Consider the following 14,175-nt stretch of genomic DNA (forward strand, 5'->3'; position numbering starts at 1 on the left):
ACTTGTACGCAATCTGTTTTAACTGATAGAGTAGAGCCATGTTCGACATCCTTGTTTATCTCTACGAGACTTATTACCGTCCCGATGCTTGCCCGGAACCGGCCGCATTGGCCAAGAAGCTGTCGGCCGTCGGTTTCGACGATGTCGAGATCTCCGAGGCGCTGGTGTGGCTGACCGACCTGACGGCCATGGCGGGCGTCGAACATTCGCTGACGGCGTCGTCCACCGGCACCCGTTTCTATGTGGACGAGGAGCAGGACGTGCTCGGCTCGGCCGCGATCGGCTTCATCCAGTTCCTGGAATCGGCCAAGGTATTGTCGCCATTGCAACGCGAAATCGTCGTCGAGCGCGCGCTGGCGCTGGACGAGGCTCCGGTGTCGTTGGGCAAGCTCAAGGTCATCGTGTTGATGTTGCTCTGGAGCCAAGGCAAGGAACCGGACGCGCTGATGTTCGACGACCTGTTCGGCTCCGACGAAGACCAGGCGCCCCGCCTGCTCCACTGAATTCACGCCCGGCTGCTTCGGTACGCTTGCAGTCCGGCCGGCAACCCGCTTATCATTGGCGCTTTGACAAGTCCTGAAGGCCGGCGACCTTGTCATCCGCAGCGCAAAAGTGCAGACTGCGTGGCGATCCATGTATGATGCGCATGCTGTCACCCTCCCAAGTGTTAAAAAACGAGATACAAAATATGACCAAAACCCTCATCATCGCCGAGAAGCCATCTGTCGCGAACGACATCGCGAAGACGCTTGGCGGCTTCACCAAGCACGATGAGTACTTTGAATCCGACGAGTACGTGCTGTCCTCCGCCGTCGGTCACCTGCTGGAAATCGCCGTACCGGAAGAGCACGACGTCAAGCGCGGCAAATGGAGCTTCGCGCACCTGCCGATGATCCCGCCGTACTTCGCGCTGAACCCGATCGCCAAGACCGAATCGCGGCTCAAGGTACTGAACAAGCTGATCAAGCGTAAAGACGTCACCACCCTGATCAACGCATGTGACGCGGGCCGCGAAGGGGAACTGATCTTCCGTTTGATCGCGCAGAACGCGAAAGCCAAGCAGCCGGTCAAGCGGCTGTGGCTGCAATCGATGACGCCCGGCGCGATCCGCGAAGGCTTCACCCATCTGCGCAGCGACGAGGACATGATGCCGCTGGCCGACGCCGCGCGTTGCCGCTCGGAAGCAGACTGGCTGATCGGCATCAACGGCACCCGCGCCATGACCGCGTTCAACTCGAAAGAGGGCGGCTTCTACCTGACCACCGTGGGCCGGGTGCAGACGCCGACCTTGTCGATCGTGGTCGAGCGCGAAGAGAAGATCAAGAAATTCGTTTCGCGCGACTTCTGGGAAGTACGCGCCGAGTTCGTCTGCGCGGCCGGCATCTACGAAGGCCGCTGGCTCGACACCAAGTTCAAGAAGGACGAGAACGATCCGGAGAAGCGCGCCGAGCGCCTGTGGAGCAAGGCCGCCGCCGACACCATCGCCATGGCTTGCCGCGGCAAGCAGGGCGTGGTCACCGAGGAAGCCAAGCCGACCACGTCGATGGCGCCGGCGCTGTTCGACCTGACCAGCCTGCAGCGCGAGGCCAACTCGCGCTTCGGCTTCTCGGCCAAGAACACGCTGGGCCTGGCGCAGGCGCTGTACGAAAAGCACAAGGTGCTGACCTACCCGCGTACCGATTCGCGCCACCTGCCGGAGGATTACATCCCGACCGTGCTGCAGGCGCTGGAGACGGTCAAGGAAAACCCGAACTACCACCAGTTCGCCAAGACCATCCTGGACAAGAAGTGGGTCAAGCCGAACAAGCGCATCTTCGACAACACCAAGATCTCGGATCACTTCGCGATCATCCCGACCACGATCGCGCCGAAGAACCTGTCCGAGCCGGAACAGAAGCTGTACGACCTGGTGACGCGCCGCTTCATGGCGGTGTTCTTCCCGCCGGCCGAGTTCCAGGTCACCACCCGCTACACCGAAGTGTCCGGCCATCAGTTCAAGACTGAAGGCAAGGTCATGACCAATCCGGGCTGGCTGGCGATCTACGGCAAGGAAGCCTCGACCGACGACGACAAGGACGGCAACGCCAACGGCAACCTGGTGCCGGTCGCCAAGGGCGAGAAGGTGCTGGCCGATACCATCAACGCCAACGGCCTGGTCACCAAGCCGCCTGCGCGCTACACCGAGGCGACGTTGCTGTCGGCCATGGAAGGCGCCGGCAAGCTGGTCGAGGACGACGAACTGCGCGATGCGATGGCCGGCAAGGGCCTGGGCACGCCGGCGACGCGCGCCGCCACCATCGAGGGTCTGCTGACCGAGCGCTACCTGCTGCGCGAAGGCCGCGAACTGATGCCGACCGCGAAAGCGTTCCAGCTGATGACGCTGCTGCGCGGCCTGGGTGTCAACGAGCTGACCGCGCCGGAGTTGACCGGCGAGTGGGAATACAAGCTGTCGCAGATGGAGAAGGGCAAGATCTCGCGCGATGAATTCATGCGCGAAATCGCCCAGATGACCCAGGTCATCGTCAAGCGCGCCAAGGAATACAACAACGATACGATCCCGGGCGACTACCACACGCTGCAGACCCCGTGCCCGAACTGCGGCAGCGTGGTCAAGGAAAACTATCGCCGCTTCGCCTGCACCAAGTGCGAATTCTCGATGAGCAAGACGCCGGGCAGCCGGCAGTTCGAGATCGAGGAAGTCGAGCAACTGTTGAAGGACCGGACCATCGGCCCGCTGCAGGGTTTCCGCTCGAAGATGGGACGTCCGTTCGCGGCCATCCTGCGCATCGTGCGCGACGAAGAAATCAAGAACTTCAAGCTGGAGTTCGACTTCGGCCAGAACGACGATTCGGAAGATGCGGAACCGGTCGATTTCACCGGCCAGACGGCGCTGGGGCCTTGCCCCAAGTGCGCCGGCGGCGTGTACGAAATGGGCCTGGCCTATGTTTGCGAAAACAGCGTCGCCAAGCCGAAGACGTGCGATTTCCGCAGCGGCCGCATCATCCTGCAGCAGGAGATCCTGCCTGAGCAGATGGCCAAGCTGCTCAACGACGGCAAGACCGATCTGCTGCCGGGCTTTGTTTCGCAGCGCACCCGTCGTCCGTTCAAGGCCTTCCTGACCAAGGGCAAGGACGGCAAGATCAGCTTCGAGTTCGAGGAACGCAAGGCCAAAGCACCCGCCAAGGGCAAGGCCGGCGCGGTAGCGGACGAAGGCGCCGACGGCGCGGCGGAAGCGGGCGCGGCGGAAAAGCCGGGCGCGAAGAAAGCCCCGGTCAAGAAAGCCGCCGCAGCGAAAGCCGCGCCGGTGAAGAAAGCCGCGGTCAAGAAGGCGGCGGTGAAGAAAGCGGCGCCTAAAAAGGCCGCCGCCACAGCGGAGTAAATTTCTCCGCCGCAGACAACGGGACACGCGAGTGTCCCGTTTTTTTATGTGCTAAATTATCAGCCATGGATGCGATTCAGGCTGATATCACCAAGCTCGCGGTGGACGCCATCGTCAACGCCGCGAATTCGTCGTTGCTCGGCGGCGGCGGCGTCGACGGTGCGATTCATCGCGCCGCCGGGCCGGAGCTGTTGCAGGCGTGCCGTCTGCTCGGCGGCTGCAAGACCGGCGACGCCAAGATCACCAAGGGATATCGTCTGCCGGCGCGGCATGTGATCCATACCGTCGGTCCGGTCTGGAATGGCGGCGAGGCCGGCGAGCCGGCGTTGCTGGCCTCCTGCTACCGCCGCTCGCTGGAGTTGGCCGCCGCCAACGGCCTGCGCAGCATCGCCTTCCCCAGCATCAGCACCGGCATCTATGGCTATCCGATCGCACTGGCGGCGGCGATCGCGGTCGCCACCGTGCGCGACACGGCGCTCATCGCCGAGGTGACCTTCTGTTGTTTCTCGCCGGCGGACTTGCAGGTCTACCAAGCCGCACTCAAGCATGCCTAGCCGCTGACGCGCCAGAATTTTCCGGGCGCCATCGGCAATTCGAATGTTTCGCCGGAGCGCAATGGCAGGTCCAACGTGACAATGCAGCCTTCCTTTGCGCCGATGCTGGAGGCGATCGCGGTCCATTGCTGGTCGCGGCGGTAGACGGTGAATTCATTGCCGCAAGCCCAGGCCATCCATTGATCGCTGATGAGCAGGAAGGCAACAGCGTCGCCGTCCGCTTGCTGCAGCCGCACGCCGTCCATGGCGCCACTCGGTTCGCGATACCAGTCTTCCTCGTAGCTGTGGTCGAGGCCGGTTTCGTGCAGGTGGTCGGCGTCGTCGAAGCGCATCCAGCCGGCGTCGAGCTCGTCGCCGAGGGCGGGGTAGGCGATGGCGGGGCGCCATTCGCAACGGTCGCCGTCGACCACGGTCTCGCCGGCGAAGGCGGTGATGCCGACGCGGCCGAGCGGGATGCGCAGGTCGATGTGGTAACGCGACGATTGCAACCACCACACTTGCGTGGTCAGGTCGCTGCTGCCGTTGCTGCGCCGGATGGCGCTGCGGCGCCACAGGCCTTCGTATGCTTTCGGGACCATGTCACTTCAAATCGTCGGTGTAAAAGTAGACCGTACCACGGATGGCGTCCGGCCGCGCCCGCAGGGCCTGCGCCAGCTCCGCCGCGCCCGGCTGGCGCAGGCCCTGCGCGCCGATGCTGATCGGGTCCGTCGCCGCACCCGGCGCGGCGCGGTAGGCGACGATGTGGTCGTAGTCCGGCCGGCTGTCGATCCGCTTGACCAGATAGCGCTGGGCGCCGCCGCCGATCTGCACATAGCTGGCGCTGGTGCCCGCGCGCAGCTCCGGCGACAGCTTGTGGAACATCAGCACCTTGTCGACTACGATGGTGGACGAGGCGTACTGCGTCTTGCCGCCTTGCTCGAAATGACCCAGCACCAGGTCGGCCTGGAAACGCTTCAACGGCGTAGCCGATCGCGGCGCCAGCCGCGACAGTTCGAATTTCTCAGGCGCGATGGTCCACAACATGGTGTTGCCCTCGAGCCGCCGGCGCAGCGCCGCGTCGGTGGCCGGATCGGCGACGTGCACCTGCAACACCACCTGGTAATCATGCGGCGCATGGAACATCGGCAAATGCGATGCATACAGGCCGTCCTTGCCGCCGAACAGCGCCATGCCGTGTTCGCCCCAGGTGACGTCGGCCGCGCCCGCGTGCGACGCGGCGGCGGCGGCCAGCGCGCAGATCAGCGCCCTCATGCCTTCACCAGCAGCTTGCCGCGATGCTCGCCGGTGAACAGCGAGTTCAACGCCGACGGCAGTTGCGCGAAGCCGTCGATCACGGTTTCCTCGAACACGATCTCGCCCGCCCGCACCCACGGCGCGACGATGCGGACCAATTCGTCCATGCGATGCAGGTAGTCGCGCGCCAGCATGCCCTGGATGGTGGCGCGCTGGTACAGCAGGTGATGCAACAGGCGCGGGCCCAGCTCCGGCGTCTCCAGCCCACCGCTGTACTGGCTGATCTGGCCGCAGATGACGATGCGCGCGCGGCGGTTAATCAGCGGAATCACCGCATCGGTGACCATGCCGCCGACATTGTCGAAGTAGACGTCGACGCCGCCGGTCAGGCGCTTGATCTCGGCGCCGAGCGCATCGGCGTCGGCAAAGGCCTTGTAGTCGATGGCCCAGTCGGCGCCCAGCGTGTCGCGCAGCCAGTCGCACTTGGCCGGGCCGCCGGCGATGCCGAGCACGCGCGCGCCGTGGCGCTTGGCGAACTGCACCACCAGCGATCCGACCGCGCCGGCCGCGCCGGACACCACCACCACTTCGCCGGCGTGCGGCTTGCCGGATTCGGTCAGGCCGAACCAGGCGGTGCGGCCCGGCATGCCAAGCACGCCCAGCGCGGTGGTGACCGGCGCCAGCGTTGGATCGATGCGCTTCAGGCCGCTTGTATGGACGCGGGCGTGGGTTTGCCAGCCGGTGTAGCTCTGCACCCAGTCGCCGATGGCGAAGCCGGCCGCGTTGGAGGCCAGCACCTGCGCCACCACCGCGCCCTGCTGCACCGTGTTGAGCGGATGGGCTTCGGCGTCGTAGGTCGGCTTGCTCGACTGGCCGATGCGCATGTACGGATCGACGCTGAACCAGCGGGAAGCGATCAGCACCTCGGCGTCACCCAGCGTGGTGTCAAGTTGTTGTGCGAGCAGCTCGTAGTGCCCGGCGGTGATCTGGCCCGACGGCTGGCGGCGGTAGATCCATTGTTGTTGGGTGATGGTCGTCATAAGGTCGATGGTAAGATGTTCGGCGTATCCGGTAAAGCAACTTAAATTCACTTTTCGTATCCCATCAGGACATCATGAATCTCAGCGACCTGCGTATCTTCATCAGCGCCGCGCGCCGGCCCTCGCTGGGCGCGGCCGCGCTGGAAATGCATCTGACGCCGTCGGCGGTGTCGAAGGCGGTGCGGCGGCTGGAGGACAGCCTGGGCAAGCCGCTGTTCGACCGCAGCGGCAAGCAACTGGTGCTGAACGACAGCGGCCGCCTGCTGCTGTCGCGCGCGCGGGATTTGCTGGCGCTGGCCGACCAGGCCAGGGTCGACCTGATGGGCGAGCACGCCGCCATCGACAGCCGCATCGGCGGTCCGGCGATCCTGTTGTGGCGGCATGGCCAAATGCTGTCGCAGGCGCTGAGCGGCTACCCGGACGGCAGCCTGCGGATGCAGGCGATGTTCGAGGACGAGGCGCTGGCGGCGCTGGCGCGCGGCGACATCAACGCCGCCATCGTCACCAACGACGTCATCGAGGGACGCGGCGAGCACTGGTCCGACGAATGGACCGCGACGCCGCTGGGCAGCGTCACCCTGCACCTGATGGCGGGCGCGCGTCACCCCCTGGTCGCGTCGCTGGCGCCGGCGCCGCTGCTTCGCGCCAGCACCAGCGAGGTGCTGGCGCACGACTTCGCCTGCCCGTCGCGCTCGATGTTCTGCGGCGTGCAGCGCGGTCCGCGTTCCGACGGCTGGCGCGACGACCAGCTGCCGCGCAAGATCCGCTACTGGACCGACGATCTGCAATTGCTGCTGACCCTGGTCAAGTCCGGCGCCGCGCTGGCCTACCTGCCGGACTTCGCGCTGGCCGACGCCGGGCTGCGCCGTATCCACGTCAGCGATTGCGCCTTCGAATGCGTGGAGCGGGTGACGCTGGTGTGGAACCACGTGCGCGCCGGCGCCTGGCAGCGCGAACTGGCGGCCGCGCTGGAGCGCGATACGCGCTTGCTTATGTCAGCGTAAGCAACTATATTGAAGACATCATGACCGTCACCCTCAACACCGTCTCCTCCAGCCCGGCTTACCAGCCGTACGTGCCCAAGGTCTCCTCGGCGGCGGCGGGATCGCTGTCGTCCGAGGCGGTGAACCTGTCGGCGCAGTCGGCGGTCGTGGCGTCGCTGGGCGGCTCGGGCGGGACTTCGGTCTACACGCCGTCGGGTTTGCTTGACGCCCTGACCCAGGCCGGCACGTCGGCGGAGCCGGTCGCTGTGCCCGAAGAAGGCAGCAATGTCGACACCTCCGGCACCGCCCGGCTGGCGGCGGACCAGGCCATCGTCTCGACGCTGGCGGGCAGCGCCGTCGAGTCCGGTATCTACACGGGCGCCGGCACCGCGCAGGGCGCGTTGTCCGAGCAGGCCGCCGCCAATTGGGCGGACCTGCTCAAAACGAATCCCAACCTGGCGAGCACGGTCATCGAAAATTCGTTCAACGCCGGGCTGGTCGGATCGTTGCAAGTCACGGCCTAGTCACACGTCAGCAGTAAATTACTTGCTGTGATAAACTGATGATTCTTTAGGGTAACTTTATTTCTCCTACCCGAATCGCTGTTTCAATATCGGCAACACTTCTTTACTTCCAATATTGCCCTCACCGGCAATCTCGATCATGAAAAATATGAAAATCGGCACGCGCCTTGCGGCGGGCTTTGGCTTGGTGTTGGCGTTGATGACGCTGATGACGGCGATCGGCATCGGCCACCTGCAGACCGTGGCGGAGGCCACCCGCGACATGATGCAGCAACCGCTGGCCAAGGAACGCATGATCAGCGACTGGTATCGCCTGATCCACACCAGTGTGCGGCGCACGTCGGCGATCTCGAAGAGCACGGACCCATCGCTGGGACCGTTCTTCGCCGAAGACACCGCCGCCTCCACCGCCGAAGTGAACGGTTTGCAGAAGAAGGTCGAGCCCTTGCTGGAGACGGAACAGGAAAAGACGCTGTTCAAGGAAATGATGGCGAACCGCAAACGTTATATCGCCTCGCGCGACGGTATCGTGGCGCTGAAAAAAGAGGGCAAGCTGGAGGAAGCGGAAGCGCTGCTGAACAAGGCCTTCACGCCGGACGGCAAGGCGTATCTGGGTTCGTTGAGCAGCCTGCTGGAATTGCAGCGCAAGAGCATCGACGCCAACGCCGCCGAGATTGAAGCGGTGTACGAGCGCAGCCGCCAGTTCATGATCGTGTTCGGGCTGGCGGTGCTGGCGCTGGGCATCGTCTGCGCCTGGCGCCTGACGCGCGGCATCACGGTGCCGCTGGGCCAGGCGGTCGACATCGCCATTGCGGTCGCCAACAAGGATTTGACCACCCACATCGAAGCGACCACGACGGATGAAACCGGCCGCCTGCTGCAAGCGCTGCAAAAGATGAACGACGGCCTGATCGGCATCGTCACCGAAGTCCGCAACGGCACCGAAGGCATCTCCACCGCGTCGAGCCAGATCGCCGCCGGCAACCTGGACCTGTCGGCGCGCACCGAAGAGCAGGCGTCGAGCCTGGAGGAGACCGCCTCGTCGATGGAAGAGCTGACCTCGACCGTGAAGCAGAACGCCGACAACGCGCGCCAGGCCAACCAGCTGGCGGTGACCGCGTCGGAAGTGGCCAAGCGCGGCGGCGGCGTGGTGTCGGAAGTGGTGGACACGATGGACGCGATCAACGCCTCGGCGCGCAAGATCGTCGACATCATCAGCGTGATCGACGGCATCGCGTTCCAGACCAACATCCTGGCGTTGAACGCGGCGGTGGAAGCGGCGCGCGCGGGCGAGCAGGGCCGAGGCTTCGCGGTGGTGGCCAGCGAAGTGCGCAACCTGGCGCAGCGCAGCGCCACGGCGGCCAAGGAGATCAAGACCTTGATCGACGACTCGCTGCAGAAAGTCGATGCCGGCAGCGCGCTGGTGACGCAGGCGGGCATGACGATGAGCGACGTGGTGGACAGCATCCAGCGCGTGACCGACATCATGGGCGAGATCACCTCGGCCAGCCTGGAGCAGAGTTCCGGCATCGAGCAGGTCAACCAGGCGATCGGCCAGATGGACCAGGTGACGCAGCAGAACGCCGCGCTGGTGGAGGAAGCCGCCGCCGCCGCCGCCTCGCTGCACGACCAGGCCGACGCGCTGACGCAGGTGGTGGCGGTGTTCAAGCTGGCGGCCGCGCCGCGCCTGCGGCTGGGCTAAAACCGGGGTCAGTTCCGGCATCGTGCCACGAGCTCTGCCGTAGCGTGCGCTACGGCAGAGCTCGTGGCACGATGCCGGAACTGACCCCGGTTTATTGCGCCTGCAGCTCGATGTTGACCATGTTGTCGTCGGGCTTGCGATCGATCAGCTTGTTGTCGGGGTCGATGCCGGCGCGCGCCGGGCGGGCGTTGACGATCACCGTGTAGCGGTTCTCCTTGCGGTCGATCAGCTTGCGCTCGCGCAGCAGGCTGTTGCCGTCCTTGTCGTCGACCCCGATGTCGATCCAGTCCTTCAGCGCCGCATCCTTCTCTTCTCCCTGGTCGTTGGCCCGCACCTTGGCCGCGCTGACCACGAACGATACTTCGTACTTGCCGTCGCTGAGCTTGCGCGTCGTCGCCGATACCGCGTGGTTCTCATACAGTACGATCTGGTTGAACAGGTCGTCGATCAGGTAGGCCTGGTCGGCCGGCGTGATCTTGCGCAGCGCGTCGACCAGTACGCTGACGCTCGGATACGGTCCGCTGCTGCGGCCATGCCGCGCCAGCATCTCCTTCAGCGCGGCGTTGACTTTCGCTTCGCCCAGGATGTCCTGCAACTGGTACATCGCCAGGCTGCCCTTGCGGTACTGGATGTAGTTCTGGTTTTCATTTTCCGCCAGCGGCAACTCCTTCTTGCGCTCCAGCGCGCGGCCCATCAGGTACTGGTCCAGGTCGTAGTGCAGGAAGCGCCGCATCTTGTTGGCGCCGAAACTCTGCTTCATCACCATCAACGCCGAATACTCGGCCAGCGTTTCGCTCAGCACGCTGCCGCCGCGCGTGTTGCCGGCCACCAGTTGATGCCCCCACCACTGGTGCGCCACTTCGTGCGCGGTGATGTAGAACGGATAGTCGAGATCCTTCGGACTCTTGTCGTTGACCTTGGCGATGAAGCCCACCGATTCCGAATACGGTATCGTGTTCGGATACGATTGCGCGAACGCGGCGTAGCGCGGGAATTCGACGATGCGCACCAGTTTGTGCTGGTACGGTCCGAAGTTGCGGGTGTAGTAGTCCAGCGAGTCCTTGATGCCCTTGTCCATGCGGTCGAGGTTGTACTCGTGGCCGGGATGGTAGTACAGCTCGATGCCGACGTCCTGCCACCAGTCGCGCTTGACCAGATAGTGCGCCGACTGGAAGCCGTAGAAGTTCAGGATCGGTTGTTCCGCCTTGTAGTGGAAGTAGCGCCGTCCCTTGCCGACCCAGTCCTTGACCAGCGTGCCCGGCGCGATCGCGGTCTGGTCGGCGCTGGTGCTGACGGTGGCGTCGAAGCTGATCCAGTCGGCGTCGTTGCCGGCGATGTTGTTGGCGAGGCCGCCCGGGTCGTCGCGCGGCAGCATCCGTTCGCGCGGCGGCAGCGCGTGCTTCTTGCGGTCGCGCGCGTCGCTGAGTTCGACCTGCTGCTGGTAGCCGATGTGCGGCAGGTAGCTGTTGTTGAAGAAGGTGCCGTTGGCGATCACCGGCGTCTCCTGGCCCATGCCGAGTATGCCTTTCGGCACATAGCCGACCTCGAACTCCATCGCCAGCCGCTCGCCCGGCGCCAGCGGCTTGACCAGCTTGTAGCTGTAGAAGCCCAGCTCGCTATCCTTGAGGCCGGCACGCACTTCCTGGCTGAAGCGGGCGCCGTAGCGGGTCGCCGTGTTGTCCTGGTAGACCACGACGTCGCTGATCGGCTGCGCGGTTTTGTTTTGCAGCACGTAGCGGCCCTTGACCAGCAGGCTGCGCGTTTCCGGCATGATCGCCACGTCCAGCTTGACGTCGGTGATGCGCGCTTGCGGGATGGCGGCGTATTGCTTGTACTTGCGCTCGTAGTCGGCTTTTTCGCTGTCCTTGGCGTAGGCCGATTTGTACGGCGTGGCGATGTGGGTGTTGTAGAACAGCACGCCGCCGGCGCCGCCGAAGATCAGCAGCGCGAGCGCGATCGTGCCCAGCACCGGCAAGGTCAGCGCGTGACGCGCCAGTTGCAGGCGCTGGCGCCAGCCGTCGTTGGTGCCGCGCGACCAGAACAGCAGCGAGGCCACCACCAGCAACAGCGCGATGCCGCCCCAGTACGCTTCGAACCAGCGTTCTCGGGCGATGTAGTGGCCGTAGCCGTTCATCGCCGAGTAGATGAAGCTCGGCATGTTGCCGTAGATGAGCATCGGGTTGTCCAGCCCGACCGTGCCGGCGGTGACGCTGATGATGTAGTAGACGATCATCGCGAAGTAGGCGATGTAGCGCTGGTTGATCAGCACCTGCAGCGCGATCGCCAGCACCGCGAGCAGCGCGTAGCCGGGCAGTTGCAGCAGGAACAGGTGGTAGGCGTACAGCCCCGGCTCCAGCAGGAAATAGCCTTTGAAGACCTGGATCGCCATGCCGCACAACATCACCACCGCCATCAGCAGCGCCTGCAGCCCGATCAGCGCGAACAGCTTGGCCAGCAGCGGCAGCCAGCTCGGGATCGGCAGCGCGTCCAGCATCTGCGCCATGCGCGCTTCGCGCTCGCGCCACACCAGCTCGCCCGCGTAGAAGGTGGTGATCACCATCATGAACAGCGCGAAGGTTTCGGACACCGATTCCAGCACCAGGTAGGTGACCGGGTAGGTGGTGGTGCCGAACATCGAGCCCATGTCCAGCGCGCTGGCCAACATCATCAGCACGCCGGCCAGCACGATCACGAGGAAATAAATATTTTTAGTGGTTTCGCGCAGGTTCAGCCAGCTCATCTTCAGCAGCAGCCAGCCCAGGCTGCGCGCCTGGAAGTCCGGCGCTTCCTGCGTGCTGGTCGAGGCGCTCGACAGGTGCAAGGGGATCTCGCCTTCGCCGCGGCTGGTGCTGCCGGCGCCGCTGTCGATGGTGGCAATGAAGTGGAAGCGCCAGTAGCCCAGCAGCAGCCCGGCCAGCGCGAACGACGACCACAGCACGCGGTTCAGCAGGTACACGTCCTCCAGCCACACCATGCGGCTGTTGCGCTCGATGATGGGCCAGTATTCGGTCAGGCGGATGACGGCGGTGGTGCCGAACGGGTCGATCAGCGCCGCCAGCGTCTTGTAGTCCAGGTCGCGCGCCAGGCCGGGGGCGACGATGTAGCCGATCAGCATCACCACGCTGGAAATGTAGACCGGCAGCATGCGCCGCGTCAGCGCGGCGAGGATGAAGAACACCGCGCCGAAGATGAAGATGTTGGGCAGGATCACCGTCAGGTAGGGCATCAGGTAGGCCAGCGCGTCCGGCCGGCCCAGCCGCTCCGGTTCGATGCCGGGAATGAAGCTGCCCAGCCAGGCGCCCAGCAGGATGCTGGTGAAGATCACCGCCAACGTCAGGTAGGCGCCGAGGAAGCGGCCGAACATGTACTGGTGCTTCCTGATCGGCGCGCTGAAGAAGAAGTGCTGCATGTCGTACTCGAAGTCCTGCTGGATCGAGCGCCCCATCATGGCGGCCATGACGATCACGCCCAGCGAACCGAGGAAGCTGGTGGTGAACATCAGCGAGCGCGGCGAGTCGATCAGCTGGCTGCCGAAGCTGACGCTGGCTTGCTTGAAGAAGCCGCCGGCCGCCATCATCCACAGCACCGACAGCGCCAGGAAGCCGGCGAAGTAGACCCAGGTCGACAGCAGCTTGAGGCGCTGGCGCGCTTCGAAGAGGGCGATGGCTAACATGGGGCCGCCTTAATCGCAGCTGGCCGCAGCGCTGTGGCGGCCGGCGATGGTGGCGAAGTAGACATCCTCCAGGTCACCGATGGCTTCCTCGAAGCCGTCGCCGGGATCGGTGTCGCTGTAGACGTGGATCAGCGTGCGGCCCGACAGCAGGCGCGACGAGATCACCGGATGGCGCAGCTGGAACGATTGCAGGTCGCGCTTGTCGATGAAGCGGGCCCAGATCTTGTCGCTGACCTCGTGGATTAGTTCCTGGGTCGGGCCGCACAGCAGCAGGTGGCCCTTGTTGATGATCGCCATGTTGGCGCACAGGTCGGCAACGTCGCTGACGATGTGGGTCGACAGGATCACGGTCTTGTCTTCGCCGATGTCGGACAGCAGGTTGTGGAAGCGCACCCGTTCCTGCGGGTCGAGGCCGGCGGTCGGCTCGTCGACGATGATCAGTTTCGGGTCGCCGAGCAAGGCCTGGGCGATGCCGAAGCGCTGCCGCATACCGCCCGAGAAACCGCCGAGGCGCTGGTGGCGCACGTCGAACAGATTGGTTTGCTGCAGCAGGCCGTCGACCACCTCGCGCCGGCGGTTGCGGTTGCTCAGTCCCTTGAGCACGGCGAAATGATCGAGTAGTTCGTAGGCGGTGACTTTGGGGTAGACGCCGAAGTCCTGCGGCAGGTAACCCAGCAGGCGACGCAGCTCGTCCTTTTCATCCAGCACGTCGAGGTCGCCGAAGAACACCGAGCCGGAATCGCATTCCTGCAAGGTGGCCAGGGTGCGCATCAGCGTCGATTTGCCGGCGCCGTTGGGGCCGAGCAAGCCGAACATCCCGGTCGGGATGGTGAGCGAAATATTGTCCAGCGCCACGACGCCATTGCCGTACGTTTTAGACAAGTTGCTGATGCTTAATTCCATGCTGACTCCTGAAGTTCTGCCGGTGCATGGGCGGCGTTTCCGCAAGGCCATACACTTTTCACATGATGGCATTGTATTGAATTTGCGCTATGGCTGGGGCGCCATTGCGATAGTCGGCGGAAACAGCGCGCCAGACTGCGGAATCGGCGGAACAGGCCGTGGTGGAATGGTGGTGGTTGAATAG

General features: G+C 64.5%; 12 protein-coding genes. 7 read left to right on the forward strand and 5 right to left on the reverse strand.

The annotated features are described in order from the left end of the window. Positions 1-38 precede the first annotated feature (38 nt). From GW587_RS27105 to GW587_RS27115, 3 genes are all read left to right on the forward strand, one after another. The gene (locus GW587_RS27105) at positions 39-503 is read left to right on the forward strand and encodes a Smg family protein (protein ID WP_166108024.1); all 465 of its coding nucleotides are present in this window, start codon (positions 39-41) and stop codon (positions 501-503) included. Between the two features lie 185 nt (positions 504-688). Beyond that, positions 689-3,379: a DNA topoisomerase III gene (locus GW587_RS27110; RefSeq protein ID WP_166108025.1), complete on the forward strand. Its 2,691-nt coding sequence runs from the start codon at positions 689-691 to the stop codon at positions 3,377-3,379. A 65-nt stretch (positions 3,380-3,444) separates the two neighbouring features. Then, positions 3,445-3,933, forward strand: coding sequence for an O-acetyl-ADP-ribose deacetylase (locus tag GW587_RS27115; RefSeq protein ID WP_166108026.1), 489 nt, complete (start codon positions 3,445-3,447; stop codon positions 3,931-3,933). Here GW587_RS27115 and GW587_RS27120 read toward each other — a convergent pair. The 3 genes from GW587_RS27120 to GW587_RS27130 are packed head-to-tail and all read right to left on the reverse strand — an operon-like array spanning position 3,930 to position 6,206. After that, entirely contained in the window at positions 3,930-4,511 is a 582-nt protein-coding gene (locus GW587_RS27120) for a hypothetical protein (RefSeq protein WP_166108027.1), read from the reverse strand. The two genes, GW587_RS27115 and GW587_RS27120, sit on opposite strands and share 4 nt — an antisense overlap. A 1-nt stretch (position 4,512) precedes the next feature. Further along, positions 4,513-5,184, reverse strand: a complete 672-nt coding sequence (locus GW587_RS27125) for a hypothetical protein (RefSeq protein WP_166108028.1) — start codon at positions 5,182-5,184, stop codon at positions 4,513-4,515. Continuing rightward, a complete protein-coding gene (locus GW587_RS27130; protein ID WP_166108029.1) occupies positions 5,181-6,206 on the reverse strand; it encodes an NADP-dependent oxidoreductase in 1,026 nt (341 codons plus the stop codon). Before GW587_RS27130 ends, GW587_RS27125 begins: the two co-directional genes overlap by 4 nt. A gap of 74 nt (positions 6,207-6,280) precedes the next feature. Here GW587_RS27130 and GW587_RS27135 point away from each other — a divergent pair, with 74 nt between their 5' ends. The 3 genes from GW587_RS27135 (at position 6,281) to GW587_RS27145 (ending at position 9,415) form a co-directional block, all read left to right on the forward strand. Further along, positions 6,281-7,210: a LysR family transcriptional regulator gene (locus tag GW587_RS27135; RefSeq protein ID WP_166108030.1), complete on the forward strand. Its 930-nt coding sequence runs from the start codon at positions 6,281-6,283 to the stop codon at positions 7,208-7,210. A 20-nt stretch (positions 7,211-7,230) separates the two neighbouring features. Further along, positions 7,231-7,713, forward strand: coding sequence for a hypothetical protein (locus tag GW587_RS27140; RefSeq protein ID WP_166108031.1), 483 nt, complete (start codon positions 7,231-7,233; stop codon positions 7,711-7,713). Positions 7,714-7,852: 139 nt separating this feature from the next. Next, positions 7,853-9,415 (forward strand): methyl-accepting chemotaxis protein, encoded by a 1,563-nt coding sequence (locus GW587_RS27145; protein WP_166108032.1) that lies wholly within the window; start codon positions 7,853-7,855, stop codon positions 9,413-9,415. A gap of 91 nt (positions 9,416-9,506) precedes the next feature. On the opposite strand, the gene GW587_RS27150 is transcribed toward GW587_RS27145, so the two are convergent. Both GW587_RS27150 and GW587_RS27155 read right to left on the reverse strand, forming a co-directional pair. After that, positions 9,507-13,088: a M1 family aminopeptidase gene (locus GW587_RS27150; protein WP_166108033.1), complete on the reverse strand. Its 3,582-nt coding sequence runs from the start codon at positions 13,086-13,088 to the stop codon at positions 9,507-9,509. Between the two features lie 9 nt (positions 13,089-13,097). After that, entirely contained in the window at positions 13,098-13,991 is an 894-nt protein-coding gene (locus GW587_RS27155; RefSeq protein ID WP_166108034.1) for an ABC transporter ATP-binding protein, read from the reverse strand. Here GW587_RS27155 and GW587_RS27160 point away from each other — a divergent pair. Next, positions 13,978-14,175 (forward strand): hypothetical protein, encoded by a 198-nt coding sequence (locus GW587_RS27160; RefSeq protein WP_166108035.1) that lies wholly within the window; start codon positions 13,978-13,980, stop codon positions 14,173-14,175. The two genes, GW587_RS27155 and GW587_RS27160, sit on opposite strands and share 14 nt — an antisense overlap.

It is taken from the genome of Duganella aceris, from assembly GCF_011090165.1.
GTDB classification, from domain to species: Bacteria; Pseudomonadota; Gammaproteobacteria; order Burkholderiales; family Burkholderiaceae_D; genus Rugamonas; species Rugamonas aceris.

Coding starts and splice junctions, on each gene's coding strand:
- GW587_RS27105 (WP_166108024.1), top strand. CDS start 39: ATGTTCGACATCCTTGTTTATCTCTACGAGACTTATTACCGTCCCGAT.
- GW587_RS27110 (WP_166108025.1), top strand. CDS start 689: ATGACCAAAACCCTCATCATCGCCGAGAAGCCATCTGTCGCGAACGAC.
- GW587_RS27115 (WP_166108026.1), top strand. CDS start 3,445: ATGGATGCGATTCAGGCTGATATCACCAAGCTCGCGGTGGACGCCATC.
- GW587_RS27120 (WP_166108027.1), bottom strand. CDS start 4,511: ATGGTCCCGAAAGCATACGAAGGCCTGTGGCGCCGCAGCGCCATCCGG.
- GW587_RS27125 (WP_166108028.1), bottom strand. CDS start 5,184: ATGAGGGCGCTGATCTGCGCGCTGGCCGCCGCCGCCGCGTCGCACGCG.
- GW587_RS27130 (WP_166108029.1), bottom strand. CDS start 6,206: ATGACGACCATCACCCAACAACAATGGATCTACCGCCGCCAGCCGTCG.
- GW587_RS27135 (WP_166108030.1), top strand. CDS start 6,281: ATGAATCTCAGCGACCTGCGTATCTTCATCAGCGCCGCGCGCCGGCCC.
- GW587_RS27140 (WP_166108031.1), top strand. CDS start 7,231: ATGACCGTCACCCTCAACACCGTCTCCTCCAGCCCGGCTTACCAGCCG.
- GW587_RS27145 (WP_166108032.1), top strand. CDS start 7,853: ATGAAAAATATGAAAATCGGCACGCGCCTTGCGGCGGGCTTTGGCTTG.
- GW587_RS27150 (WP_166108033.1), bottom strand. CDS start 13,088: ATGTTAGCCATCGCCCTCTTCGAAGCGCGCCAGCGCCTCAAGCTGCTG.
- GW587_RS27160 (WP_166108035.1), top strand. CDS start 13,978: ATGCTTAATTCCATGCTGACTCCTGAAGTTCTGCCGGTGCATGGGCGG.
- GW587_RS27155 (WP_166108034.1), bottom strand. CDS start 13,991: ATGGAATTAAGCATCAGCAACTTGTCTAAAACGTACGGCAATGGCGTC.